General features: G+C 71.2%; 24 protein-coding genes and 1 tRNA gene. 9 read left to right on the top strand and 16 right to left on the bottom strand.

Annotated elements, in window-relative coordinates:
• Positions 1-44 precede the first annotated feature (44 nt).
• The 3 genes from prfA to KC207_RS10580 all read right to left on the bottom strand — a co-directional run bounded on the left by prfA (position 45) and on the right by KC207_RS10580 (position 2,209).
• Entirely contained in the window at positions 45-1,121 is a 1,077-nt protein-coding gene (gene prfA / locus KC207_RS10570; RefSeq protein ID WP_211602995.1) for a peptide chain release factor 1, read from the bottom strand.
• A 210-nt stretch (positions 1,122-1,331) separates the two neighbouring features.
• Positions 1,332-1,547: a 50S ribosomal protein L31 gene (rpmE, locus tag KC207_RS10575; RefSeq protein ID WP_211602996.1), complete on the bottom strand. Its 216-nt coding sequence runs from the start codon at positions 1,545-1,547 to the stop codon at positions 1,332-1,334.
• Between the two features lie 212 nt (positions 1,548-1,759).
• Entirely contained in the window at positions 1,760-2,209 is a 450-nt protein-coding gene (locus KC207_RS10580; protein ID WP_211602997.1) for a sensor histidine kinase family protein, read from the bottom strand.
• Positions 2,210-2,384: 175 nt separating this feature from the next.
• On the opposite strand from KC207_RS10580, the gene KC207_RS10585 reads away from it, so the two are divergent.
• Complete coding sequence (locus tag KC207_RS10585; protein WP_211602998.1) at positions 2,385-3,239, top strand: LLM class flavin-dependent oxidoreductase; 855 nt, start codon at positions 2,385-2,387, stop codon at positions 3,237-3,239.
• Positions 3,240-3,341: 102 nt separating this feature from the next.
• On the opposite strand, the gene rho is transcribed toward KC207_RS10585, so the two are convergent.
• The 7 genes from rho to KC207_RS10620 all read right to left on the bottom strand — a co-directional run bounded on the left by rho (position 3,342) and on the right by KC207_RS10620 (position 12,395).
• Positions 3,342-5,255, bottom strand: a complete 1,914-nt coding sequence (rho, locus tag KC207_RS10590; RefSeq protein ID WP_249138689.1) for a transcription termination factor Rho — start codon at positions 5,253-5,255, stop codon at positions 3,342-3,344.
• A gap of 223 nt (positions 5,256-5,478) precedes the next feature.
• Positions 5,479-6,417 carry a homoserine kinase gene (gene thrB / locus KC207_RS10595; protein WP_211602999.1) on the bottom strand — a complete coding sequence of 313 codons (939 nt, stop codon included), beginning with the start codon at positions 6,415-6,417 and terminating at the stop codon, positions 5,479-5,481.
• The gene (thrC, locus tag KC207_RS10600; protein ID WP_211603000.1) at positions 6,414-7,517 is read right to left on the bottom strand and encodes a threonine synthase; all 1,104 of its coding nucleotides are present in this window, start codon (positions 7,515-7,517) and stop codon (positions 6,414-6,416) included. The genes thrB and thrC overlap by 4 nt, the downstream gene beginning before the upstream one ends.
• A 1-nt stretch (position 7,518) precedes the next feature.
• Entirely contained in the window at positions 7,519-8,832 is a 1,314-nt protein-coding gene (locus tag KC207_RS10605) for a homoserine dehydrogenase (RefSeq protein WP_211603001.1), read from the bottom strand.
• Positions 8,833-8,860: 28 nt separating this feature from the next.
• The gene (gene lysA, locus KC207_RS10610) at positions 8,861-10,300 is read right to left on the bottom strand and encodes a diaminopimelate decarboxylase (RefSeq protein ID WP_211603002.1); all 1,440 of its coding nucleotides are present in this window, start codon (positions 10,298-10,300) and stop codon (positions 8,861-8,863) included.
• 11 nt (positions 10,301-10,311) lie between these two features.
• The gene (argS, locus tag KC207_RS10615; protein WP_211603003.1) at positions 10,312-11,958 is read right to left on the bottom strand and encodes an arginine--tRNA ligase; all 1,647 of its coding nucleotides are present in this window, start codon (positions 11,956-11,958) and stop codon (positions 10,312-10,314) included.
• Positions 11,955-12,395 carry a response regulator gene (locus tag KC207_RS10620; RefSeq protein ID WP_249138690.1) on the bottom strand — a complete coding sequence of 147 codons (441 nt, stop codon included), beginning with the start codon at positions 12,393-12,395 and terminating at the stop codon, positions 11,955-11,957. Before KC207_RS10620 ends, argS begins: the two co-directional genes overlap by 4 nt.
• 69 nt (positions 12,396-12,464) lie before the next feature.
• On the opposite strand from KC207_RS10620, the gene KC207_RS10625 reads away from it, so the two are divergent.
• The 3 genes from KC207_RS10625 (at position 12,465) to KC207_RS10635 (ending at position 15,724) form a co-directional block, all read left to right on the top strand.
• Positions 12,465-12,536 (top strand) — tRNA-Arg (locus KC207_RS10625).
• Positions 12,537-13,207: 671 nt separating this feature from the next.
• Positions 13,208-14,797 carry an HsdM family class I SAM-dependent methyltransferase gene (locus tag KC207_RS10630; protein ID WP_211603004.1) on the top strand — a complete coding sequence of 530 codons (1,590 nt, stop codon included), beginning with the start codon at positions 13,208-13,210 and terminating at the stop codon, positions 14,795-14,797.
• 3 nt (positions 14,798-14,800) lie between these two features.
• On the top strand, positions 14,801-15,724 hold the full coding sequence (locus KC207_RS10635) for a restriction endonuclease subunit S domain-containing protein (RefSeq protein WP_211603005.1): 924 nt from the start codon (positions 14,801-14,803) through the stop codon (positions 15,722-15,724).
• A 255-nt stretch (positions 15,725-15,979) separates the two neighbouring features.
• On the opposite strand, the gene KC207_RS10640 is transcribed toward KC207_RS10635, so the two are convergent.
• The 3 genes from KC207_RS10640 to KC207_RS10650 are packed head-to-tail and all read right to left on the bottom strand — an operon-like array spanning position 15,980 to position 17,453.
• Entirely contained in the window at positions 15,980-16,603 is a 624-nt protein-coding gene (locus tag KC207_RS10640) for a dihydrofolate reductase family protein (protein WP_211603006.1), read from the bottom strand.
• Complete coding sequence (locus KC207_RS10645) at positions 16,603-17,106, bottom strand: SRPBCC family protein (RefSeq protein ID WP_211603007.1); 504 nt, start codon at positions 17,104-17,106, stop codon at positions 16,603-16,605. The genes KC207_RS10640 and KC207_RS10645 overlap by 1 nt, the downstream gene beginning before the upstream one ends.
• Positions 17,103-17,453: an ArsR/SmtB family transcription factor gene (locus KC207_RS10650; RefSeq protein WP_211603008.1), complete on the bottom strand. Its 351-nt coding sequence runs from the start codon at positions 17,451-17,453 to the stop codon at positions 17,103-17,105. Before KC207_RS10650 ends, KC207_RS10645 begins: the two co-directional genes overlap by 4 nt.
• 104 nt (positions 17,454-17,557) lie before the next feature.
• Between KC207_RS10650 and KC207_RS10655 the strand changes: the two genes are divergently transcribed.
• On the top strand, positions 17,558-18,040 hold the full coding sequence (locus KC207_RS10655; protein ID WP_211603009.1) for a hypothetical protein: 483 nt from the start codon (positions 17,558-17,560) through the stop codon (positions 18,038-18,040).
• A gap of 115 nt (positions 18,041-18,155) precedes the next feature.
• Complete coding sequence (locus KC207_RS10660) at positions 18,156-19,127, top strand: hypothetical protein (protein ID WP_211603010.1); 972 nt, start codon at positions 18,156-18,158, stop codon at positions 19,125-19,127.
• 6 nt (positions 19,128-19,133) lie between these two features.
• On the opposite strand, the gene KC207_RS10665 is transcribed toward KC207_RS10660, so the two are convergent.
• From KC207_RS10665 to KC207_RS10675, 3 genes are read right to left on the bottom strand one after another with little or no spacing between them, the layout of a single operon-like run.
• Positions 19,134-20,219, bottom strand: coding sequence for a YihY/virulence factor BrkB family protein (locus KC207_RS10665; RefSeq protein ID WP_211603011.1), 1,086 nt, complete (start codon positions 20,217-20,219; stop codon positions 19,134-19,136).
• Positions 20,216-20,524, bottom strand: a complete 309-nt coding sequence (locus tag KC207_RS10670) for a DUF3618 domain-containing protein (RefSeq protein ID WP_211603012.1) — start codon at positions 20,522-20,524, stop codon at positions 20,216-20,218. The genes KC207_RS10665 and KC207_RS10670 overlap by 4 nt, the downstream gene beginning before the upstream one ends.
• On the bottom strand, positions 20,521-21,000 hold the full coding sequence (locus tag KC207_RS10675; protein ID WP_211603013.1) for a phage holin family protein: 480 nt from the start codon (positions 20,998-21,000) through the stop codon (positions 20,521-20,523). Before KC207_RS10675 ends, KC207_RS10670 begins: the two co-directional genes overlap by 4 nt.
• A gap of 281 nt (positions 21,001-21,281) precedes the next feature.
• Here KC207_RS10675 and KC207_RS10680 point away from each other — a divergent pair, with 281 nt between their 5' ends.
• Genes KC207_RS10680 through KC207_RS10690 form a run of 3 tightly spaced genes read left to right on the top strand, consistent with a single transcriptional unit; the run spans position 21,282 to position 24,965 of the window.
• Entirely contained in the window at positions 21,282-23,147 is a 1,866-nt protein-coding gene (locus KC207_RS10680) for a 2-oxoacid:acceptor oxidoreductase subunit alpha (protein WP_211603014.1), read from the top strand.
• A 20-nt stretch (positions 23,148-23,167) separates the two neighbouring features.
• Positions 23,168-24,247 (top strand): 2-oxoacid:ferredoxin oxidoreductase subunit beta, encoded by a 1,080-nt coding sequence (locus KC207_RS10685; protein WP_211603186.1) that lies wholly within the window; start codon positions 23,168-23,170, stop codon positions 24,245-24,247.
• 58 nt (positions 24,248-24,305) lie between these two features.
• The gene (locus KC207_RS10690) at positions 24,306-24,965 is read left to right on the top strand and encodes an AraC family transcriptional regulator (RefSeq protein ID WP_211603015.1); all 660 of its coding nucleotides are present in this window, start codon (positions 24,306-24,308) and stop codon (positions 24,963-24,965) included.
• The last annotated feature ends 30 nt before the right edge of the window (positions 24,966-24,995 follow it).

Here is a 24,995-nt window from a genome sequence, read left to right on the forward strand (position 1 = left end):
GTCGGTGCTGCTCATCGGTCGGTGTCGCTCATCGGTCAGGCCGGTCATCGGTCCGCGAGCGCGGCGAGCTTCGCGGCCTCGTCGGCGTCGACGGCCGAGGTGACGACGGCGTCGAGGTCGCCGTCGAGGACGCCGTCGAGGGCGTGCGCCTTGTAGCCGGTGCGGTGGTCGCTGATCCGGTTCTCGGGGAAGTTGTACGTGCGGATGCGCTCGGACCGGTCGACGGTGCGGACCTGGCTCGCCCGGGCGGTGGCGTCGGCGGCGTTGCGCTCGTCCATCGCCATCCGGTGCAGCCGCGCGCGCAGCACCCGCAGGGCGGCCTCGCGGTTCTGCAGCTGGGACTTCTCGTTCTGGCACGAGACGACGACGCCGGTCGGGAGGTGGGTGATGCGGACCGCGGAGTCGGTCGTGTTGACGCTCTGGCCGCCGGGGCCGCTGGAGCGGAAGACGTCGATGCGCAGGTCGTTCGGGTCGATGCTCACCTCGACCTCCTCGGCCTCCGGCATGACCCAGACGCCGGCGGCGGAGGTGTGGATGCGGCCCTGGCTCTCGGTGACCGGCACGCGCTGGACGCGGTGCACGCCGCCCTCGTACTTCAGCAGGGCCCACGGCGCCTCGCCGGGCTGGGGCGTGCCGCGGGACTTCACGGAGACGCGGACGTCCTTGTAGCCGCCGAGCTCGGCCTCGGTCGCGTCGAGGACCTCGGTGCGCCAGCCGCGGCGCTCGGCGAAGCGCAGGTACATCCGCAGCAGGTCACCGGCGAAGAGGGCCGACTCGGCGCCGCCCTCCCCCGCCTTGACCTCGAGGATGACGTCGCGGTCGTCCTCCGGGTCGCGGGGGACGAGCAGCCGGCGCAGCCGGTCCTCGGCGGCGGTGACGGCGTCCTCGAGGGCGGGCAGCTCGTCGGCGAACGCGGGGTCCTCGGCGGCGAGCTCGCGGGCGGCGTCGAGGTCGTCACGCGCGGCGGTCCAGGCGCGGTGCCCGGCGACGACCGGCCCGAGGGCGGCGTAGCGGCGGTTGACCTCGCGCAGGCGGTCCGGGTCGGGCGCGACGGCGGGGTCGGCCATCTCCCGCTCCAGGGCGGCGTGCTCGGCGACGAGCGCCTCGGCGGACTCGAGCATCCGACCTCCTCCTCCCACCTCATCCGTCTCCACATTTCGGGGTCACCCCGAAATGTCCGGTGAGACAAGGGAACGGTTGTCGTGTGTCGCGGGACGTTCCCTTGTCTCGATGACCGCGAGGCGCCGACGCCCCGTGACCCGTCCTGCCGCCCGCCGGCAGACGACGATGCGCCGGCCCACCCGCAGGGGTGGACCGGCGCATCGGGGGTGCTACTTGGCGGCCTTCTTGCCGTAGCGGGCCTCGAACCGGGCCACGCGGCCACCGGTGTCGAGGATCTTCTGCTTGCCCGTGTAGAACGGGTGGCAGGCCGAGCAGACGTCGGCGTGGATGACGCCGTTCTCCGCCGTGCTGCGCGTGGTGAACGTGTTGCCGCACGTGCAGGTGACGGTGGTCTCCCCGTACGCGGGGTGGATGTCCTTCTTCACGATTCTCTCCTTGGATGTCCCCGGGTCGGCGGGCCCAGCACCGTGCTGCAAACCCTGTGGCGCCCCGCCTGCGACCCTCGTGGGGAGGTCGCTCAGGAAACGCGTCTGTGCCGTGAACCGGTCCAGCGGTCAAGTGTGCCAGAGCAGGCACACGGTGACCTAAACGGCGGCCCCTCCCCCGGCATTCCCGCCGAAGGGGGCACGAGCGACCCTCAGACGGCGCTGAGGTGACGGCGCGCGGGAGCGGCGACGGGCACCGGCCACCAGATCCGCACGGAGGTCCCGACACCCTCGACGGAGGCGACGTTGACCTGCCCGCCGTAGGACTCGACCGCGAGCGCCATCGCCCGCGTGTCGGCGCGGTCGGCGTGCGTGCCGGAGCCGGTGTCGACGATGTCGAGCGCGACGCCGTGGTCGGTGCGGTGGAGGTCGAGGACGACGGCCGTACCGGAGGCGCACGTCGACACGGCCTGTCCGGCGACGTCGAGGACGGCGTCGTGGACGTACCGCTCGACCCCGGGGACGGCGAGGTCACCCGACCCGAGCTCGAGGCTCAGCTGCACCCCGCGCGCGGTCGCGACGGGACGCAGCGACTCCACGACCCGCACGAGGACGGAGGTGAGGTCGCAGGTGTCGGGGCGGGCGGTCGGGTCGGTGAGCATCGGGCGCTCCTCTCGGGTCCGGCGCCGGACGGGCGCCGCTGCTCGTGAACGTAGTGAGGCCGCGGCCCGCCCCGTCCACGGATCGCCCGTCGCTCCACCCGAACGGCCGAGCGGCCCATCACCCGCTCACCGCGACCGGGTGGCCTGTCGGTGGAGGCCGCTACCGTCGCGCGTCATGAGGTTCGGAGCCGTCCTGCCGTTCGTGTCCGAGAAGCAGTTCGTCGACCTGGCCCGGATCGCCGAGGACTCCGGGTGGGACATGGTGCTCACCTGGGAGGCGGTCTGGGCGCAGGACGCGTGGGCGACGCTCGCCGCCGCCGCGACGGTCACCGAGCGCATCCGGCTCGGCACGCTCATCACCCCGGTGTCCCGGTACCGGCCGTGGGACCTCGCGAGCCGGGTGGGGTCGGTCGACCGGCTGTCCGACGGCCGGGTCACGCTCGGCGTCGGGCTCGGGGCGCTCCACGACAACTGGCTCGCCTTCGAGCCGGACGAGGGACGCGGGGTCCGGGCGGCGAAGGTCGACGAGGGGCTGGCCGTCTACGCCGGGCTGCTCGGCGGCGGACCGTTCGAGTTCTCCGGCGAGCACTGGACCGCCCGGCCCGTCGAGATGCTCGCCCCTCCCCCGCCGGTCCAGCGCCCGCACCCGCCGGTGTGGTGCGTCGGGGCGCTCGTCCCCGGCGTGGACCGGCAGCGGTCGCTCGAACGGGCGGCCCGGTGGCAGGGCGTGCTGCCGGCCGTGGTCGGCGGCACTGTGGACGACCCGGGGTCCCGGCTCACGCCCAGCACCCTGCGCGAGGTCGTCGACCGCATCGCGGCGCTGCGGGCCGAGGCGGGCCACACGATGGACGGCTACGACGTCGTCGTCGAGGGCGACAGCCACGGCGACTTCGGCGACGTCCGGCCACCGGTCGAGCCCTGGCGCGAGGCCGGTGCGACGTGGTGGGTCGAGTCGTGGTGGGACCTGCCGGACTCCGACGAGGGCCGCACCGAGCTGCGCCGCCGCCTCGAGCTCGGTCCGCAGCGCTGACCCCCGCGACCCGGCGCCGCGCGAGGATCCGGGGCAACGGAACACGCCGCCCGCGAAAGTCGCAGGCGGCGTGTTCCGGTCACTCGAGCGGTGAGGCGCTCGTCACTCGTCCTCGTCGTCGAGCTTGATCGAGCTCGTCTGCTGCACCTGCATGAGGAACTCGTAGTTGTTCTTCGTCTTCTTCAGGCGGTCCAGGAGCAGCTCGATGCCCTGCTGGCTGTCGAGCGCGGCGAGCACCCGGCGCAGCTTCCACATGATCTTCAGCTCCTCGGGGGCGAGGAGGATCTCCTCGCGGCGCGTGCCCGAGTTGTTGACGTCGACCGCGGGGAAGATCCGGCGGTTGGCCAGGCCACGGTCGAGCTTGAGCTCCATGTTGCCGGTGCCCTTGAACTCCTCGAAGATCACCTCGTCCATCCGCGAGCCGGTCTCGACGAGCGCCGTCGCGAGGATGGTGAGCGAGCCGCCGTTCTCGATGTTGCGCGCCGCACCGAAGAACTTCTTCGGCGGGTAGAGCGCGGCCGAGTCGACACCACCGGAGAGGATGCGCCCGCTCGCCGGGGCGGCGAGGTTGTAGGCGCGGCCGAGCTTGGTGATCGAGTCGAGGAGCACGACGACGTCGTGGCCCATCTCGACGAGGCGCTTGGCCCGCTCGATCGCGAGCTCGGCGACCGTCGTGTGGTCGTCGGCCGGACGGTCGAAGGTCGAGGAGATGACCTCGCCCTTGACGGCCCGCTGCATGTCGGTGACCTCCTCGGGACGCTCGTCGACGAGGACGACCATGAGGTGGCACTCGGGGTTGTTCGTCGTGATGGCGTTCGCGACGGACTGCATGACCATCGTCTTGCCGGCCTTGGCCGGGGCGACGATGAGCCCGCGCTGGCCCTTGCCGATGGGGGCGACGAGGTCGATGATCCGCGTCGTGATGATGCTGCCCTCGGTCTCCAGCCGCAGGCGGTCCTGCGGGTAGAGCGGGGTCAGCTTGCCGAACTCGGGGCGGCGGCGGGCGTCGTCGACCGACATCCCGTTGACCGTCTCGAGCTTGGCGAGCGGGGTGTACTTCTGGCGGTTGTTCCGCGAGCCGACGGTCTGCTGCTGCGGCTCCTCGCCGTCGCGCGCCGCCTTGATCGACCCGGTGACGGCGTCGCCCTTGCGCAGCCCGCTGCGCTTGACGACCTGCATCGGGACGTAGATGTCGCTGCCGCCCGGCAGGTAGCCGGTCGTGCGGACGAACGCGTAGTTGTCGAGGATGTCGAGGATGCCGGCGACGGGGACGAGCACGTCGTCCTCGCGGACCTGGATCTCGCCGTCGTTCTGGCCGCCGCCCTGGTTCTGGCCGCCGCCGCCCTGGTTCTCGCGGCGCTTGTCGCGGTTGCGCCCGCGGTTGCGACGCCGCCGGCCGCGGCCGCCGCCGTCCTCGTCGTCGTTGCGGTCGTTCCGGTCGTTGCGGTTGCCCTGGTCGCGGTTGCCGCCCTGGTTCTGGTTGCCGCCCTGGTCGTTCCCGCGGTCGCGGTTCCGCTCGCCGCGGTCGTTCCGGTCGCCACGGTCCCCACGCTCACCGCGGTCGCGGTTCTGCTCGTCGCGGTCGTCGCGGGAGGAGTCCCCGCGGTCGTTCCCCCGATCCTCACGACCCTGCTGGTCGCGGTTCTTCTCGCGCCCGCCATGGTCGTCGCGGGCCCGGCCGTTCTCGCCGTCGCCCCGGCCGCGGTCGCGGCTGCGCCGGCCGCCGTCGTCCTGACGGGACTCGCGGGCCTCGCCGCCGGCACCGTTCTCGGTGAGGGCGGGCTGCTCGGCGCGCGGCGCGGGGGCCTCGGCGGCCTTGGTCGAGGCGGCGGGGCCGCTCTCGCCGTTCTGCCGGGCGCGGATGGCGGTGACGAGGTCGCCCTTGCGCATCTTCGCCGTGCCGGTGATGCCCATGCTCGACGCAAGGCCCTGCAGCTCGGCGAGGCGCATCGCGGAGAGTGCTCCGGAGCGGCGCTGGCCGGCGGGCGCCGACGTCTCGATGGTGGTGTCTGTCACGAAGGATCCTTCCCCTCGCTCGTGGACCGGCGAACACGCCGGTCTGGCTGGAAGAGGCCACACCCGGTCCGAGCAGCCGTGATCGGCCACGTCGTCAAACCCTGAGGTGTGGGGAGCGCTCCGCCGCAGGCAACGGGCCTGGGGCCCGGCATCGGCTGCGGGCGCCCCTCAACCGTACCACCGACGGGCCCGGAACCCGAGGAAGGTCAACGGGATCGGCCGTTCAGCCCCCGGCGAGCACCTCGACCTCGGCCCCGCACGCCGGGATGCCGGGGGTGTGCACGCGCCAGCGGTCGTCGCCGTGCGCCCGCACGTCCTCGACCCGGTCGCGCGCGGCGAGGACGAGGACGGACGGCCCGGCGCCGGAGATCGCCGCCGCGTGCCCGGCCGCCCGGAGCGCGTCGACGAGCGCCATCGACTCGGGGTAGGATCCGCGCCGCGCCTCCTGGTGCAGCCAGTCCCGGGTCGCCTCGACGAGGTGCTCGGGTGCGGCCCCGACGGCGTACGCGAAGAGCGCCGCCCGCGCCGAGTTGGAGGCGGCGTCGGCGAGCCGGACCTGCTGCGGCAGGACGGACCTCGCGCGTGCCGTCGACAGCTGGACGTCCGGCGCGAAGACGACCGGCTCGACGTCGGGGTGCACCGGCAGGTGCACCGTCGTCGTCCGCTCGCCCTCGGTCCACGACAGCGTGACGCCCCCGTAGACGCTCGCCGAGGCGTTGTCCGGGTGCCCCTCGAGCCGGGCCGCGAGGCTGTTCGCCCGGTCCCGGTCGACGTCGCCCGACCACTCCCCCGACGACACGTCGACGAGGGCGAAGGCGGCGACGATCCCCGTGACGATGGCCGTCGCCGACGACCCCATCCCCCGCCCGTGCGGCACCGCGTTCTCGCAGGACAGGCGCAGCCCGGCCGGCGGCTCGACGCCGATCTCCGACCACGCCGCGCGCATCGCCCGGTGGACGAGGTGGGTCTCGTCGAGCGGGACCGCCCCCTCCCCCTCGCCACTGACCTCGACGACGAGGCCGGGCTCCTCGGTCACGACCGCCCGGCAGACGTCCCACACCCCGAGGGCGCAGCCGACGGAGTCGAACCCCGGGCCGAGGTTCGCGCTGCTCGCCGGGACCCGCACCTGGACGGCGACCCCGGGACGCAGCACGACGCTCACCCCTCGAGCCCCAGCGCCGTCGCGACCGAGTAGGCGTCGACGGGCACGCGGACCGGCTCGACGTCCGCGCCGTCGGCGGTGCGCAGCGCCCACTGCGGGTCCTTGAGGCCGTGCCCGGTGACGGTGCAGACGACCGTCGCGTCGGCCGGCACCCGGCCGGCGCGGGACATCTTGACCAGGCCGGCGATGCTCGCCGCCGACCCGGGCTCGACGAAGACGCCCTCGGTCGAGGACAGCAGCCGGTGCGCCTCGAGGATCTCCTCGTCGGTCACGGAGTCGATGGTCCCGCCGGACTCGTCGCGGGCGGCCTCGGCCTGCTTCCACGACGCGGGGTTGCCGATCCGGATGGCCGTCGCGACCGTCTCCGGCTCGTCGACGGGGTGGCCGAGGACGATCGGCGCGGCGCCGGCGGCCTGGAAGCCCCACATCTGCGGGCGCCGGGTCGCGACAGCAGCGAGCTCCACCCCGTCCACCCCGGGCGTCGTCGTCGCGTACTCCGTGTACCCGCGCCAGTACGCGGTGATGTTGCCGGCGTTGCCGACGGGAAGGACGTGGATGTCGGGGGCGTCGCCGAGCGCGTCGACGACCTCGAAGGCCGCCGTCTTCTGCCCCTCGATCCGCGCCGGGTTGACGGAGTTCACGAGGTCGACGGGGTAGGACTCGGCGAGCTTGCGGGCGACGGTGAGGCAGTCGTCGAAGTTCCCCTCGACCTGGATGAGCTGGGCGCCGTGGGCGATGGCCTGGCTCAGCTTGCCCATCGCGATCTTGCCGTCGGGCACGAGGACGGCGCACGTCATCCCGGCCTTGACGGCGTACGCGGCGGCGGAGGCGGAGGTGTTGCCGGTGCTCGCGCAGATGACGGCCTTGGCGCCGGCGAGCTTGGCCGCCGAGATCGCCGCCGTCATCCCCCGGTCCTTGAACGACGCCGTCGGGTTGAGCCCCTCGTACTTGACGAGGACGTTGGCCCCGGTGCGCTCGGACAGCCCTTCGCACGGGATGAGCGGGGTGCCGCCCTCGTGGAGGGTGACGACCGGCGCCCCGGCGAGGCTCGGCAGCCGCTCGGCGTACTCGCGGATGACCCCGCGCCACTGGTGTGCCATGTCAGGCCCCTTCCACGCGCATGACGGACGCGACGGCCGCGACCGACTCCAGCGCCGCGAGCGCCGTCACCGTCGCGGACAGCGCGGCGTCGGTCGCCCGGTGCGTCACGACGATGAGCCGCGCCCGGTCCTCGCCCTCCGGCCCGGGCTGCTGACGCACCGTCTCGATGGACACCCCCTGCTCGGCGAAGACCGCCGCGACCTGGGCGAGGACGCCCGGGCGGTCGGCCACGTCGAGGCTGATGTGGTACCGCGTGACGGCCTGGCCCATGTCGACGACGGGCAGGTCGGCGTACGCGGACTCGCGCGGGCCGTGGCCGCCGGCGACCCGGTGCCGGGCGGCGGCGACGACGTCACCGAGGACGGCCGACGCGGTGGGGTCTCCCCCCGCGCCGCGGCCGTAGAACATCAGCTCGCCGGCGGCGTCGGCCTCGACGAAGACGGCGTTGAACGCCTCGCGGACGCTGGCGAGCGGGTGCGAGCGCGGAACCATCGCCGGGTGGACGCGGACGCTCACGGCGTCCTGGCCGTCGGCGGTGACCCGCTCGCAGATGGCGAGCAGCTTGACGACGCAGTCGTTCTCGCGGGCGGCGGCGATGTCGGCGGCGCCGACCTCGGTGATGCCCTCGCGATGGACGTCGGCGGCGGAGACGCGGGTGTGGAAGGCGAGGCTCGCGAGGATGGCGGCCTTCGCGGCGGCGTCGAAGCCCTCGACGTCGGCGGTCGGGTCGGCCTCGGCGTACCCGAGGGCCTGCGCCTGCTCGACGGTCTCGGAGAAACCGGAGCCGGAGACGTCCATCGCGTCGAGGACGAAGTTCGTCGTGCCGTTGACGATGCCCATGACCTTGCGGACGTGGTCGCCGGCGAGCGACTCCTGGACCGGGCGGAGGATCGGGATGGCGCCGGCGACGGCGGCCTCGTAGGACAGGTCGACGCCGTGCGCGGTCGCGGCCTCGAAGAGCGTCGGGCCGTCCTCGGCGACGAGCGCCTTGTTCGCCGAGACGACGGACGCGCCGTGCTCGAGCGCGCGGAGGATGAGGCCGCGGGCGGGGTCGATGCCACCGATGACCTCGATGACGATGTCCGCCCGGGTCACGAGGTCCTCGGCGTCGGCGGTGAAGAGCGCGGGGTCGACGGGGACGTCCGGCCGGGGCCGCTGCGGGCGGCGGACGGCGATGCCGACGATCTCGAGCGGGGCGCCGGCGCGGGCGGCGAAGTCGTCCGCCTGCTCGACGAGCATCCGGGCGACGGACGACCCGACGACTCCGCAGCCGAGCAGCGCGACGCGCAGGGGGGCACCGGGTTCGTTGGCCATCGGGAAGGTGTCTCCTCGTGGGTCGGGCTCAGGCGTCGGCCACGTCGAGGGCGAGCAGGTCGTCGATCGTCTCACGACGGACGACGACCCGGCTCTCGCCCTCGCGGACGACGACGACGGGGGGCCGCGGGGTGTGGTTGTACTGGCTGGACAGGCTGCGGCAGTAGGCGCCGGTGCCGGGGACGGCGAGCAGGTCACCGGGGCGCAGGTCGCTCGGCAGGTACTCGTCGAGGACGACGATGTCCCCGCTCTCGCAGTGCCGCCCGACGACGCGCACCTGCATCGGCTCGGCGTCGCTCGTGCGGTTGGCGAGGCTGCACGAGTAGTCGGCCTCGTAGAGCGCGGGGCGGGCGTTGTCGCTCATCCCGCCGTCGACGGACACGTACGTGCGGGTGCGGCCGCCGCCGAGGTCGACCGGCTTGACGGTCCCCACCTCGTAGAGGGTGAACGTGCCGGGGCCGACGATGGCGCGGCCGGGCTCGATCGACACCTTGGGGACGCGGCGGTTGTCGCCGTCGCCGAGGACTGTGAACTCGCGCTCGACGATGTCGGCCATCGCGTCGGCGAGCGTCTCGGGACCGAGCGGGGTGTGCTGGGAGGTGTACGCGATGCCGTAGCCGCCGCCGAGGTCGACCTCGGGCAGCTCGACGCCGTGCTCCTCCTCGATCTCGGCCTGGAGCCCGACGAGCCGGTGGATCGCCGCCTCGAAGCCGCCGGTGTCGAAGATCTGGCTGCCGATGTGGCTGTGCAGCCCGAGGAGGCGGACGGCGTCGGGGCGGGCGAGCAGCCGGCGGGCGGCCTCGGCGGCCTGTCCCCCGGCGAGGCTGAAGCCGAACTTCTGGTCCTCGTGCCCGGTCGCGATGAACTCGTGGGTGTGCGCCTCGACGCCGACGGTGACGCGGACCATGACGGGCGCGACGACGCCGAGCTCGGCCGCGACGGCGAGCACCCGGTCGATCTCGTGGAAGGAGTCGACGACGATGCGCCCGACGCCGTACTCGAGCGCGGCGCGCAGCTCGTCGACGGTCTTGTTGTTGCCGTGGAACGCGAGCCGCTCCCCCGGGAAGCCGACCCGGCGGGCGACGGCGAGCTCGCCGCCGGTGCACACGTCGAGAGCGAGCCCCTCCTCGGCCACCCAGCGGGCGACGGCGGTGCAGAGGAAGGCCTTGCCGGCGTAGTAGACGTCGGCGCCGCCGAACCGGTCGAACGCCCCGGCGAAGGCGTCGCGGAAGCCGGAGGCGCGGGCGCGGAAGTCGGCCTCGTCCATGACGTACGCGGCGGTGCCGTGGCGCCGGGCGATCGTGTCGACGTCGAGCCCGGCGACGCAGAGTCGGCCCTGCTCGTCGCGGGTGACCGAGCGGCCCCACAGGATGGGGATGAGCTCGGAGACGTCACCGGGCGTCGGGAGGTAGAGCGGGGGTCCGCCGTAGCCCTCGGCGTGCAGGACCCCGGCCTCGTGGGCGCGCATCGGTCAGTGCCTCACATCCGCTCGGGCGCCGAGACGCCGAGCAGGTCGAGGCCGTTGGCGAGCACCTGGCGGGTGGCGTCGTTGAGCCACAGCCGGGTGCGGTGGAGGTCGGTGACCTCCTCGTCGGCGGTCATCGGGCGGACCCGGCACGTGTCGTACCACTTGTGGAACCGCGCGGCGAGCTCCTCGAGGTAGCGGGCGACCCGGTGCGGCTCGCGCAGGTGCGCCGCCTGGGCGACGACCCGGGGGAAGTCGCCGAGGACGGCGAGCAGGGCGGCTTCCGTCGGGTCCGACAGCAGCGAGGCGTCGAAGCCGTCGGCCCGGTCGACCCCGTCCTCGGCGGCGAGCCGGGCGACGTTCGCGGTGCGGGCGTGGGCGTACTGGACGTAGAAGACGGGGTTGTCGTTCGTCTGCTTCCGCAGCTCCTCGCCGTCGAGGCTCAGCGGGCTGTCCGCGGGGTAGCGCGCGAGGGAGTAGCGGATGGCGTCGGAGCCGATCCACGAGATGAGGTCGCGCAGCTCGATGATGTTGCCGGCGCGCTTGGACAGCCGGGCGCCGTTGAGGTCGACGAGCTGGCCGATCCGGACCTCGATGTTGTGCTCGGGGTCGTCGCCGGCGCAGGCCGCGATGGCCTTGAGCCGGTTGATGTAGCCGTGGTGGTCGGCGCCGAGGAGGTAGATCTTCTCGTCGAAGCCGCGGTCCTTCTTGCTGAGGTAGTACGCGGCGTCGGCGGCGAAGTATGTCGGTTCGCCGTTGGCCCGGATGAGCACCCGGTCCTTGTCGTCGGCGAAGTCGGTGGTCCGCAGCCACACGGCACCCTGGTCGTCGAACACGTGCCCCTGCTCGCGCAGCCGGGCGACGGCGTCCTCGACGGCGGCGGCGTCGTGCAGGCTCTTCTCGGAGAACCACACGTCGAAGTGGACGCCGAAGTCGGCGAGGACGTCCTTGATGTCCTGCAGCTGGGCGGCGTAGGCGAGGGTGCGGGCCTCGGCGAGCCCCTCGGCGTCGTCCATCGCGAGCAGGTCCGGCCGCTGCTTGAGGGCAGTTGCGGCGAGGTCGTCGACGTACGCGCCGGGGTAGCCGCCCTCGGGGGTCGGCTCACCCTTGGCGGAGGCGAGGACGGACGCGGCGAACTTGTCCATCTGGGCGCCGGCGTCGTTGATGTAGTACTCGGTCGTCACGGTGGCGCCGGAGGCACGTAGCAGCCGGGCCATCGCGTCGCCGAGCGCGGCCCACCGGGTGTGGCCGAGGTGCAGCGGGCCGGTGGGGTTGGCCGAGATGTACTCGACGTTGATGACGTGCCCGGCCTCGGAGTCGTTGCGGCCGTAGGCGGCGCCGGCCTCGACGACGCTGCGGGCGAGCTCGCCGGCGGACGCGGCGTCGAGGGTGATGTTGAGGAAGCCGGGCCCTGCGACCTCGACGGCCTTGACGCCCGGGACGTCCCCGAGCCGCGTCGAGAGGGCGGTCGCGAGGTCGCGCGGGGGCATCCCGGCGCCCTTCGCGAGCTGCAGCGCGACGTTGGTCGACCAGTCCCCGTGGTCCCGGTTCTTCGGTCGCTCGACCCGGACCTCGTCGGGCACGGCGACGGAGAGGTCACCGGAGTCGACGGCGGCCTGGAGGGCACCGCGGATGGCGGCGGAGAGCTCTTCGGGGGTCACCCGTCAAGTCTAGGGCGGCGCCTGCTGACCCTGCCGCCGGCCGCGAGTCGTGAGACGGTCGCGACGAGGTCGTCGGGGTCGAACGGCTTGCCGACGAACGCGTCGAAGCCGGCGCCGCTCGTCTCGGGCTGGTCGGTCTCGCTCGTCGCGGCCGTGACGAGGACGACGGGGACCTCGTCGAGCGCCGGGTGGGAGCGGATGGCGGCGATGGCCCACCAGCCGTCGTAGGGCGCCATCTGCTGGTCGAGGACGATGACGGCCGGGCGTGGCTTGTCCGGGTCGATGAGTCGGGCCATCGCCGCGTGGCCGTCCTCGGCCTCCTCGACGGTGAAACCACCGATCTCGAGGTTGATCCGCAGCAGGCGGCGGATGGCCTCGGTGTCATCGCAGACGAGGACGAGGGGTGCTGCCCCGGGGTCCTCCATCCCGGATTGCATGATGGCAAGCCTAGGCTGCTAACCTCACCGAGCGCCGCAGAAACGGGACTTCCCGCACGCGGCGAGCCCGCCCCCGTAGCTCAGGGGATAGAGCACCGCCCTCCGGAGGCGGGAGCGCAGGTTCGAATCCTGCCGGGGGCACGTTCCGAAAGGGCCCGGTCCATCGCGCGAAGCGCGTGCGGACCGGGCCCTTCATCACGTGCGACCGGCAGAAGTATCAGGCGCCTCGAACGGAGTGAGAGCGCCGACGGGCGTGTCCTGCCAGGAAGCGGTACGAGGTCGACATACTGGTCGAAGGTCATCGACTGATTTTCACGAATGCCCGTAGCTGCCTGCGCAACGCACGTCGCGGGGAGACAGGCCTCGTTGGCGTGCATTTCGGTTTTACGCCGATCATCCCCAATGAGGTGTCCCTAGACCTACTTGGACGCACGCGGGTGTGGCGGTGCAGCATCCGACACGCATCGCTCTCCAACTAACGAGAGAGCATTCCTCTCGCACCCCTGACTCCTGAGCCCCCGACGTTCACGGTCAAGCTGTACTGGCCCTGAGAAGTGCTCTCCGCTAGTCGAGTTCTTTTCCGCAGGACAGTGATCGACTATCGAGCTCAATCATCGGCGCTGCGCTCCGGTAGCGCAGGCATTGGTCGGCCACTCCACCCATCACGCACTCGCGCCTTCGTGGCGCTGCGGGCGCGAGAGGGATGAGCCATGCGGCGCCAACGGCGGTGGTCTTCTACCACCTCGGATGCTTCACCGTTGCAGGGCCCTCCCGGTCGTCCAGCGGCACTCGAGGGCAGGCATACTAGGCACATGGCGTTGAGCGGACCAGAGCACCTCAAGGTTCGGCTACCAGTAATCGACGCGCTCAAAACGCTTGGCTGGGAAGACGGGCAGCTGCAGTGGCGGCCAGAGTGGCGTGTCCCCCAGTCTCCCAACGAGGCGGCGAAGCGCGAGGGGGGGCGCTCGTTCTCACACTGGCCGGTGGATCTCGTGGTATTCAAAGACCCCGAGATGCCCGCCGACTGGCAGAACGTGGTCGGGCTGTTCGAGTTCAAGAAGCCCACACTCAACGAGGGTGTATCGCAGCTCGAGATCTACCTGGCCCGCGAACCGCGGGCGCGATTCGGCGTCTGGACCAACGGCACTAAGTCCGCCACGGTCTACAAGCTGCCAGACGGCACCTTCAAGACTGTCAAGCGCAACGATCTTCGCCTCCCAACCGCGTCCGACGATTTCGAACGAGCTACCAGCAAGGCGCTCACGTTCGCCGACCTCTCGACGCCCTCCGAGCGCGAACTAAAAATGTCGTTCCAAGCACTGCTGGACGCTGTTGTCGCGCGTGACTCCATCGTTACCCGGTCGGAGAATCAGCTCGACCAGTTGTGCAATATGCTGTTGCTGAAACTTGAGTCGGACATCACTGCCTCTTACGTCAAGACGAAACCGGTCATGTTCCAACTTGGCAAGACCGAGAATGAAACCGGCACGAAGATCCGCGAAGAGTTCGACCAGATGGTGAACCAGCGGGAAGAGGTGTTCCGCGAAGAGCAGTCACCTCAGCTGCTCTTGGACGATCACACGATCAAGGAGATCGTCTTCGCCTGGTCGGGATGGAACCTGGTCGGCGTCGGGGCGGAAGCTGTGTCCTCAGCTTTTCAGGTGTTCAGGCGCGCCAATCTCAAAGCGGGTGAAGGTCAGTACTTCACGCCCGCTCGCGTCGTCGAGGCGGCGGTACGCGTGATGGACATTCAACCGACGGACAAGATCATCGACCCTGCTTGCGGGACTGGAGGCTTTCTCATCGAGGCGTTCCGCGACATAAACGAACGAATTGGCAACGAAGCAGCAGTCACCAAGTGGGCGAACCGGCAAGTCTTCGGAGTCGATAAGGACTCCATTAACGTCAAGCTCGCCCGCGCGATGATGCTCGTTCTCGGTGACGGCTCCACGCACATACACATCGGCGACTCACTACGTGAGGACCGCTGGTCATCTGATTATCCGTACCTCTCACCAGCGCTCCGAGACGGTGCCTTCACGGTGGTGCTCACGAACCCGCCCTTCGGTCGGCGCCTGAGGTTGTCCGCTCGCGAGTGCGAGCTGAACCACTACTCAATCTCTTGGGCAGCGGGCAAGGAGCAGCGGTATGTCGACCTGGAGCTGGGGCTCGTGTTTCTCGAGCGGTCCTACAGACTGCTCGCGCCCGGGGGCAGGGTCGGAATCATCCTGCCTGAGACCTACTTCTTCTCGCCAACCTACGCATGGCTTCACGAGTGGATGCAATCTCGCTTCATCGTGCGCGGCCTGGTTAACGTCCCGATGGAGGCGTTCCAGGGGTTTTGCCGAGCCAAGACGAACCTCTACATCTTCGAGAAGAAGACCACAAGAAGGAGAGCCTGATCCGTGGTGCACAAGCCCGCATGGTTCAAGGATGATCAGATCTTCGTCTCGTTCGCGGAGACCGTGGGCATCAATAAGGATGGGCTCGACCTCTTTGTCATAGACCCGATTACTGGTGCTCGCACATCGACGATCGACGATCGGGTGAGCGCGGACGTCGATGCGTTGCTCGAGGGCGAGCTTGGGCCAACGTCTCGTTGGGTCCCAACGCGAGAGTTCCCGGTTGCAGTGCCGGCGTACTACGACGACCGGCACACAGCGGCACTTGACGACCTACTGGCCGAGCCTGCGTTCACCACTTTCACTTCGCGCAGCCTTGGTGAGCTTATCAGGGATGGCAGCATCGAGCGCCGGGCTGGCCACGGATCGCCTTCGGCGGACATGAGGAACAGCAACGTTCCCTACATCAAGGTCTCTGATATTCGAGCGGGCCAAATAAACATCAACCCGTCCAATCTCGTCCCGGAAGTTGTTGCGAAGCGCTTCTGGCGTGGAGGCGACTCGGGTATTCGGCCATTCGATCTAATCACCCCCATTCGCTCCAGCAAGAATATTGGCGAGTTTGCCGTAATTATGCCAGGGCAGGAGCGGATAGTTCTCACAAAAGAAGTCCTGATCCTTCGAGCAACAGCGGACGCAATCGCGGACAACTTCTACCTGCTCTGGGCTCTATCCCTGAAGGTCGTTCGCGACCAGTGGCGACGGGTGGTCTTCATGCAGACCAACCGTGAGGACGTGGGCGAAAGATTTCTCGAGATCCGCATCCCGTGGCCCCACGAGGAGAAGATTGGCACCCGCGTCTCGGCAGACTTCCGGGAGTATTACCAGGGCGTCGAAGCACTTCGATCGCGATTTGTCGGGTCGCTCGAGAGAGGCGGACTGCATCACGTTTTCTTGGGGCAAGCCCTGGATTCGCCTGACGAATAGGCAGAGGGATGTGGTCGCGGCTGTCTACGTAGACTTCGCGTGATGCCGCCCAGCCTTGGCGAGTGGTCATGCCCGGCCCCTCGTCGTGCAACATCCGTGCAATAAGCGGGTCACGAAGGTCCTTCTGAATCCGTCTTTGTCCACCGCGGATTACGCTGTCCTGGAATGCTACTCGCGAGACTGTGAGCACACCATAAGCGCCTGCGACACGCCGGGTCAGGGAGTTCGAATGCTGTCTTGCGTGGACGAGTCGTTCTACTCTCGCTGGCTCACCGCGTAGGTCAGGTGGGTCGTACGGGGAGACGTCTGGGCGTGGACCTGCTCCGGCGCCACTCGCTCACTATCAACGCCGTCGAACAGCCGGACGCCTGCACCGAAGATCACGGGCGACACCGACACCGTGAGCTCGTCGAGCAAGCCGGCGTTCAAATACTGCTGGATGGTCTCGGCCCCACCGGACACCCGTACGTCCAGGTCGTCGGCCGCCTCGCGCGCCTGGTCCAGCGCAGACTCGATGCCGTCGGTGACGAAGTGGAAGGTCGTCCCGCCGGCACGCACCCACGGCTCGCGCTCGCGGTGCGTGAGAACGAAGACCGGCGAGCGGAACGGCGGCTCCTCGGGCCACATCGCCTCCCCCGCGTCGATCATCCGCCGCCCCATGATGTTGGCGCCGGTCCGCTCGCACGTCGCGCGGACGAGGTCGTCGTCCTGGCCAGTTTCACCGCCGGCGCCCATCGAGAGCCGCTCCCGGAACGTCCGCGTCGGGAAGACCCACGCCTGCAGCTCCATCCACTGCCGGCCCATGAGCTCGCCCGCGGACCCCGGCGCGACGTACCCGTCGAGCGACATCGAGACGCTCGCGAACACCGTGCCGGCCATCAGCCCGCCCCTTCATCGGCCATGCCCGTGACGTAGTCGGCGAGGTTGCCGAGCGTCTGCCGCCCACCCTCGACCGCACCGAACTGATCGACCGCCCGGTCACGCAGCGCCTTCGTCGTAAACACCGTGTGCAGCTCGACCTGGGTCGAGTCACCGACCTCCTCGAAGGTCAGCACGGACTCGAACGCGTCCGGGTCGTCCGCCCGCTCCCCGTGCAGCATCGCGATCCGCGACGGCGGGTCGATCGCCGTCCACCTGATCCACTCCGGGTAGTCGGTCCCGTCCGGACCGTGCATGACGAACTCCCACACCCCGCCGACGCGGAACTCGAAGGCGGCGGTCGTCGTCGTGAACCCGTCCGGCCCCCACCACCGCGACAGGTGTCGCACCGCCGTGAACGCCTCGAAGACCGCCTCACGCCGTGCGGCGACGAGTCGTGAGACGACGACCTCCCGGTCCGCCGTCTTTGTCGACGCCGCGTCCTGACCACCTGTACTGCTCATCGCTGCTCCTCCTCGTCGTGTCCGGCCTCGAGCTCCTGCGCGTACGCCTCGAGCCGGTCGAACGCCCCGTTCCAGAACTCCTCGAAGCCCCCGGTCCACTCGTGCACCGGTCGCAGCCCGTCGGCCTCGAGCCCGTAGAGCCGCCGGCGCCCCACCTGCCGGTCCCGCACGAGCCCGACGTCACGCAGCACCCGCAGGTGCTTCGACGCCCCCGGCTGCGACATCCCCAGCTCGCGGGCGACCTCGGTGACGGGCCACTCCCCCGACCGCAGCAGCACGAGGATGTCGCGGCGCTGCGGCTCCGCGATCGCGTTGAAGACGTCCGACGTCGTCGCTGCACGGGCCATGCGGACAACATATACCGATATCGGCATGTGTCAACTGAGCGGGCGCGCCTCCAATCGCCGACGATCGACGTCGCAGGCTCACGGCGATGCCGGATGATGCAGTCGTGAACCGGTCCGATGCGGTAGACGTCCTCGTCGACGCCGCCGCGCTCTGCGAGCTGGACAGCCCGCACACCGTCGACGCCGTCGTGGCCGCGGCCGCCGAGGCCATCGCCGCCGGCGTCGACTCCCCCGACCTCGGAGAGCTGGCCGGCGCCTCGCCGTCAGAGGGCTACGGCGCACTGCGGCCTCTCGTCAGCGACGTGCTGATCGGCCTGCGCCGCCCCCTCCCCTCCGACCCCGGCGACCTCCAGGTCGCCGCGGCCAGGGCCATGTGCCGTCGGTTGGTGACCGGGACCATCACTCCACGCGAGCTCACTCGATGGGCCCACTCCGCCGCCGGCCACGACGGGGCCGAAAATCTGCAGCCGCTCGTCCTCGCGGACGACGAGTACGACGACGCCGACGAGCTCGCCTCATCGACGGCCGACATCGACGAGAAGGTCCGCGAGGAGGCTGCCGCCCTCCTCACGTCACCCAGCGGGTGATGCCTCCCCGAGCGCGGCAATGCCGGGATGCCCCCTTCACGGCAGGCCCGGTTCGGAGTGACAGCGCAGGCCGGGCGGCCGCATAATCAGGCACCGCTGAGAGGCAGGAGAGGCCGTGGCGCTCGACAGTCGCACCGTCACCACGCTCGCCGTCGTCGTCGCGGCCCTGGCTGCCGCCGTCTCCGCGCCCGTCCTGTCCGGGGACACGACCGACCCCCCAGCGGTAAGCGCGCCCGCCACCGCGGCCGACGACGAGACCACCAGCGCTCCGCCCGAGGTCTCGCCCTTCGCCCAGGACGAGGTCGTCTTCCGGCACACGCCCTCCTGGGGCGCCCTCCTGCTCGGCCGGTCCGACGACGTCAGCGCGCGAGGGCTCTGGCGCGCGGGGTGCGACGACGCCGGCGGCGATGAGCTCGTCGCCGTCCACCGCAGCGCCCGCACCGCCGTCAAGACCGTGGTGCCCGAGACGTCGGACACGACGGAAGGCCTCTACCCGTGCCCCGTCACGCTGACCATCCCCGCGACCGTCGGCGACTCCCCCGGCGGCTGGCTCGTCGCCGCCCGCGACGGCACCCCGGCCGTCGGGGCGGACGTCACCGAGTCCCTCACCGCGTTCCGCATCGCCCGTGTCATGGGCCCGGATGCCTACGGCCTCCTTGCCCTCTCGGCCGCCGTCGTGGCGCTCGTCGCCGCCGGGATCGGCAGCCGCAGGAGACGGCGGCGGACGGCGTGGCCCAGCGTGGCGAACGCGCCGGTGGTGTCGGCCGTCCTCGGCGCCCTCACCGCCGTCTCGGCGGGGACCTTCGCCTTCTCGGGCCTCGCCCCGGGCCTCGACCTCGGTGGCGTGCTGGTGCTCGGCCTCGTCGGGGCCTTGCTCGTCGCCGTCGGCCAGGCGATGAGCACGACGGCGCGCAAGGTCGGCGGTGCGGTGTCCGTCATCGGGATGGCCGTCATCGCGCTCCTGCTGCCCCTCGTCCTGCTCCACGCGGCGACGGTCGGGTCCCTCGCGTGGCTCGCGTGGCTCCTCGTCGTCGCCCTCCTGGGCATCGCGGTCGGCCTCGGACCCGACGCCGAGCCGGCCGCGTGACGCCGCTCAGTCCGTCGACGACTCCTGCGACCGGCCGCGGCTGAGCCGCAGCCGCCGTCCGCGCTCGACGTCGTCCTGACGCTTCTCGGCCGCCTTGTCGATGCCGTGGTCGTCCCGCGGCGGAAGTTGGATGGACTCCTCCGCGGCGATGCCGGCCTGCAGCTCACGGCTGCGCTCCAGCTCCGCGTCGAGCTCGGCGCCGAACAGCAGCGCCAAGTTGGTGATCCACAGCCACAGCAGGAAGACGATGACACCGGCCAACGAGCCGTACGTCCTGTCGTAGCTGGAGAAGTTCGCGACATAGAACCCGAAGGCCGCGGACGCGAGCACCCAGACGACGATCGCGAAAACCGCCCCGACGCTGATCCACCGGAACTTCGGCTGCTTGACGTTCGGGGTGGCCCAGTACAGCAGCGCGACGACGAGGACCACTACGAGCAGGAGCACCGGCCACTTCGCGATGCTCCACACCGTGACGACGGTCGAGCCGAGACCGACGGCGTCCCCGACGGCCTGCGCGGCCGGACCGGTGAGCACGAGTGCCACGGCGACGAGCGCCACGAGGACGACGAGCACGAGCGTCACGACGAGCATGACCGGCCGCAGCTTCCAGAACGGCCGGCCCTCCTCGACCTCGTAGACGTCGTTGAGCGCCCGGCCGAACGAGGTCACGTACCCCGAGGCGGACCACAGGGCCGCGGCGAGGCCGGCGACGAAGGCGAAGCCCGCGGCCGGCGCCTCGCTCAGCGCCATGAGCGTCGGTTCGAGGGTGTCGGCGACCGAGCCCGCCCCGACGTCGGACAGGATCCCGGTGAGGGTCTGCACCGTGCTCCGCCCCTGGCCGACGAGCCCGACGAGCGACAACAGGGCGATGGCCGCCGGGAACAGCGCGAGCACCCCGTAGTACGTCAGGGCAGCCGCGAGGTCGGTGCACCGGTCGCGGGAGAACTCCCGCATCGTCTTGCGGACGACGTAGAGCCACGACGGCTTCGTGAGGTCGCCCGGGGAGTCCGGCTTGCCCCCCGCGTCCGGTCGCGGTCGGGCGTCTTCCCTCGGGGGCGCCGCCCGGCCCTCGCCGGCGGTCGGGGTCATCGGCCCCTCCGCCACACGAGGACGGCGGCCGTAGCGGCGGCGACCGCGACGACACCGGCCAGCGCCGCGCGGATGGTGGCGCTCGGCCGGGTGTGGCCGTCATCGGCGACCCCCACCGTCTCCCGCCAGCGGTCCCGCGCCCTGGACCGGACGTCGAGCTTGGCGCCGAGCGCGTCGACGGTCTCCGCGAGGTCCTGCCGGGTCTCCTCGATGTGGGCCTCGATCCGCTCGGTGTCGGTCCGGGCGTCCGGGCCCGCGGCGTCGGCCGCAGCCTCGGCGTGGGGATCCTGGGGGGTGTCGCTCATCGCCGTCCCTCCTGTCCCGTCGGGGCGTGCTCGGTGCCGTGGTGGCCGTGGTGACGGACGGCGTCGACGTCGGCCTTGACGCTCTCGACGCTGTGCTGGACCGGAGGGGTGCTGCGCGCGACCTCCCGCTTGCCGACGAGCGCCGCGACACCGGCCGCGACGAACAGCACGACCGCGACGATGAGCGCGGCCAGCCACGCGTCGAGCACGAGCGACAGCGCAAGGATCGCCGCGGCGACGAGGGCCCCCACGCCGTAGAGCGCGACGACCCCGCCGGTGCCGAAGAGGCCGGCACCCCGTCCGGCGTGCTTGACGGACTCCTGGATCTCGGTCTTGGCGAGCGCGATCTCCGAGCGGACGAGGTCCGACAGGTCGGAGCTCATCCGGCTCAGCAGCTGCCCGGTCGAGGCCGGCTCCTGCGAGCGGTGCGTGCCGGGAGGCGACGCGGGGTCGCCCGGCCCTGTGGTCCTGCTCATCGTGTGCTCCTGTCGACGGTGTCGTGCCTTCCCTACCCGCCCCCGGGGTCGGTCACGCCGACGACCCGGGCGCCGGAAGAACCGGGACCGGCCGGGGTGTTCATCGACTGGACCAACCCCAAGCAACGCCGACCCGTTGGATAACGTCGTGTTATCGGAACGTGCATGCCGCGTCGTGGGACGTCGAATGAGGGCATCCTCACCGAAGACTTACGATGGAAGACGGCCCCGGCTTCACGTCGCCGCCGCACACCAGCCCCGATCCCCCAGGGAGATCGCCCGTGACCAGCAAGACCGCCCAGACGCTCGACCGTGTCGTCATCCGGTTCGCCGGTGACTCCGGTGACGGGATGCAGCTGACGGGTGACCGCTTCACGTCGGAGACGGCCGCGCTCGGCAACGACCTGTCGACGCTGCCGAACTTCCCCGCCGAGATCCGCGCCCCCCAGGGCACGCTGCCCGGCGTCTCGTCCTTCCAGCTGCACTTCGCCGACCACGACGTCCTCACCCCCGGCGACGCCCCGGACGTCCTCGTCGCGATGAACCCGGCCGCGCTCAAGGCGAACATCGGCGACGTCCCGCGCGGCGCGACCGTCATCGTCAACACCGACGAGTTCACCAAGCGCAACCTCGGCAAGGTCGGCTACGAGACCTCCCCGCTCGAGGACGGCAGCCTCGAGTCCTGGCACGTCCACCCCGTCGCCCTCACCTCGATCACCGTCGAGGCGCTCGCCGAGTTCTCCGGGCTCTCCCGCAAGGAGAAGGAGCGCGCGAAGAACATGTTCGCGCTCGGGCTGCTGTCGTGGATGTACACCCGCCCGACGACCGGCACCGAGCAGTTCCTCAAGTCCAAGTTCGGCGCCCGCCCCGAGATCCTCGAGGCCAACCTCACCGCGCTGCACGCGGGCTGGAACTACGGCGAGACGACCGAGGACTTCGCCTCGACGTACGTCGTCGCCCCGGCCCCGATGCCGCCCGGCACGTACCGCAACGTCACCGGCAACACCGCCCTCGCGCTCGGCCTCGTGTCCGCGTCGCACCGCGCCGGCCGCCCGCTCGTCCTCGGGTCCTACCCGATCACCCCGGCCTCGGACATCCTCCACGCGCTGTCGAGCATGAAGCGGCACGGCGTGACGACGATCCAGGCCGAGGACGAGATCGCCGGCGCCGGCATCGCGCTCGGCGCCGCGTACGGCGGCGCCGTCGGCGTGACGACGACCTCCGGCCCGGGCATCGCGCTCAAGGCCGAGACGATCGGCCTCGCCGTGGCGCTCGAGCTGCCGCTCGTCGTCGTCGACATCCAGCGCGGCGGCCCCTCGACCGGCCTGCCGACGAAGACCGAGCAGGCCGACCTGCTCCAGGTGATGTACGGCCGCAACGGCGAGTCCCCGCTGCCGGTCATCGCCGCGCAGACCCCCGCCGACTGCTTCGACGCCGCGCTCGACGCCGTCCGCATCGCGACGACGTACCGCACCCCGGTCGTCCTGCTCTCCGACGGCTACCTCGCGAACGGGTCCGAGCCGTGGTCGGTGCCGTCCGTCGACGACCTGCCGCAGATGCACGTCGACCTCGCCTCCGAGCCGAACATGACGGACGACAACGGCGAGCCGGTGTTCCGGCCCTACCTGCGCGACCCCGAGACGCTGGCCCGGCCGTGGGCCGTCCCCGGCACCGCCGGCCTCGAGCACCGCATCGGCGGCATCGAGAAGGCCGACGTCACCGGCGACATCAGCTACGACCCGGACAACCACGAGAAGATGGTCCGGCTGCGCCAGGCCAAGGTCGACGGCGTCACCGTCCCCGACGTCGAGGTCGACGACCCGACGGGCGACGCGCGCATCCTCGTCCTCGGCTGGGGCTCGACGTACGGCCCGATCGCCGCCGCGACCCGCGTCGTGCGCAACGCCGGCCAGCCCGTCGCCCGCGCCCACGTCCGGCACATCAACCCGTTCCCTGCGAACCTCGGCGACGTCCTGCGCCGCTACGACCGGGTGCTCGTCCCCGAGATGAACACCGGCCAGCTCGCGATGCTGCTGCGCTCGAAGTACCTCGTCGACGTCCGCTCGCACACCGCGATCCGGGGGCTGCCGTTCACGACGGTCGAGCTCGCCGGCGCCATCACCACCACGCTGCAGGAGGTCCAGTGACCACCACGACCGACCTCGGGATGCCGACGACCGGCACCCCCGACGGCCTCGCCCACGTCCCGCACCTGCCGCAGGACGAGCCGAAGCAGACCAAGCGCGACTTCACCTCCGACCAGGAGGTCCGCTGGTGCCCCGGCTGCGGCGACTACGTCATCCTCGCCGCCGTCCAGTCCTTCCTGCCCGACCTCGGGCTGCGCCGCGAGAACATCGTCTTCGTCTCCGGCATCGGCTGCTCCTCGCGCTTCCCGTACTACCTCGACACGTACGGGATGCACTCGATCCACGGGCGCGCCCCGGCCATCGCCACCGGCCTCGCGACGTCGCGGCCGGACCTGTCGGTGTGGGTCGTCACCGGTGACGGCGACGCGCTGTCGATCGGTGGCAACCACCTCATCCACGCGCTGCGCCGCAACGTCAACATGACGATCCTGCTCTTCAACAACCAGATCTACGGGCTGACGAAGGGCCAGTACTCCCCCACGTCCCGCCCCGGCACGGTGACGAAGTCCAGCCCGCTCGGGTCGGTCGACGCCCCGTTCAACCCGGTCTCGCTCGCGCTCGGTGCCGAGGCGACGTTCGTCGGGCGGGCGATGGAGTCCGACCGCGACGAGCTGAAGTCCGTCCTGCGGGCCGCCGCCGAGCACCGCGGCGCCGCGCTCGTCGAGATCTACCAGAACTGCCCGATCTTCAACGACGGCGCGTTCGAGGCCCTCAAGGACCGCACCCAGCAGGCCGCCCGCATCGTCCGCCTGCACTCCGGCGAGGCCGTCACCGTCGGCACCGAGGAGGACCGCCGCGTCCTCGTCCGCACGACCGGCGGCGGCAGCGAGTTCGTCCCCGAGGCCGAGGTCGGCGCCCGCGACGTCGTCGTCCACGACGCCCACGCCGACGACCCGTCCGCGGCGTTCGCCCTCTCCCGGCTCGACACCCCGGAGATGTCGCACGTCCCGATGGGCATCTTCCGGCAGGTCGAGCGGCCGACGTACGACGACCAGGTCCGCGCCCAGGTGGACGCCGCCGTCGACACCGCCGGCGGCCCCGCGACCGACGACGACCTCCAGGCGCTGCTGCGCGGCAAGGACACCTGGACCGTCGGCTGACGGCTCGATCCGCTCCGCCGCGCCGACACACCTCGGCGAGGTGCGGCACGATGGTCACATGTACCGAGAGTGGGACCTGCCGTCACCGCTCGTTCGCTGCGCCTGGTCGGCGACGGTCGAGGTGAACGGCACCTGGCTCCAGCCGGCGACCGAGTTCTGGGGCCTGGGCTTCAGCTCGACCGCGGACGGACCGACGGCGGAGCTGCTGGGTCCTGCGGCGGCACCCCAGGAGATGTGCCTGCGCGCAGGAGACACGTCGTGGGGCGTGGAGTTCGCGGCGCACGTCTTCTTCCGGGGCGTCAGCAAGGACGCCGCGACACAGGTGATGCCCCTGCCGGTGCACGAAAGCACCTTCGAGCTGGCCGGGTTCGCGCTGACGCTCCCGGCACCCACCGAGCTGTCGACCCTCGTCGACGATCTCCGCCGTCGCGGACTGCTTACCGCCGAGGAGCAGGTCGCCGCGGCCCTGGACGGTCGCGTGGACCGCACCGTGTCCACGAGGACCCTCCGACGGAGGGTGCATTCCACCGTCGGCCTGAATCGGCAGCAGGTCGCCGTGATCGTGCGCGCCCGACAGGCGTTCGCCCTCCTGAGCGAGGGCGTCCCTGTCGCCGAGGTCGTCGTACGGGCCGGCTACAGCGACCAAGCACACCTCACACGTTCGCTGCGAACGCTGGCGGGACGCACTCCTCGGGAGATCCTGCTCACCGACCGTTGAGCTGTCCGGATCGTTCAAGACAGCCGGGCT

It is taken from the genome of Phycicoccus avicenniae (genome assembly GCF_018139485.1).
In the GTDB taxonomy this organism is placed as follows: Bacteria; Actinomycetota; Actinomycetes; order Actinomycetales; family Dermatophilaceae; genus Phycicoccus; species Phycicoccus avicenniae.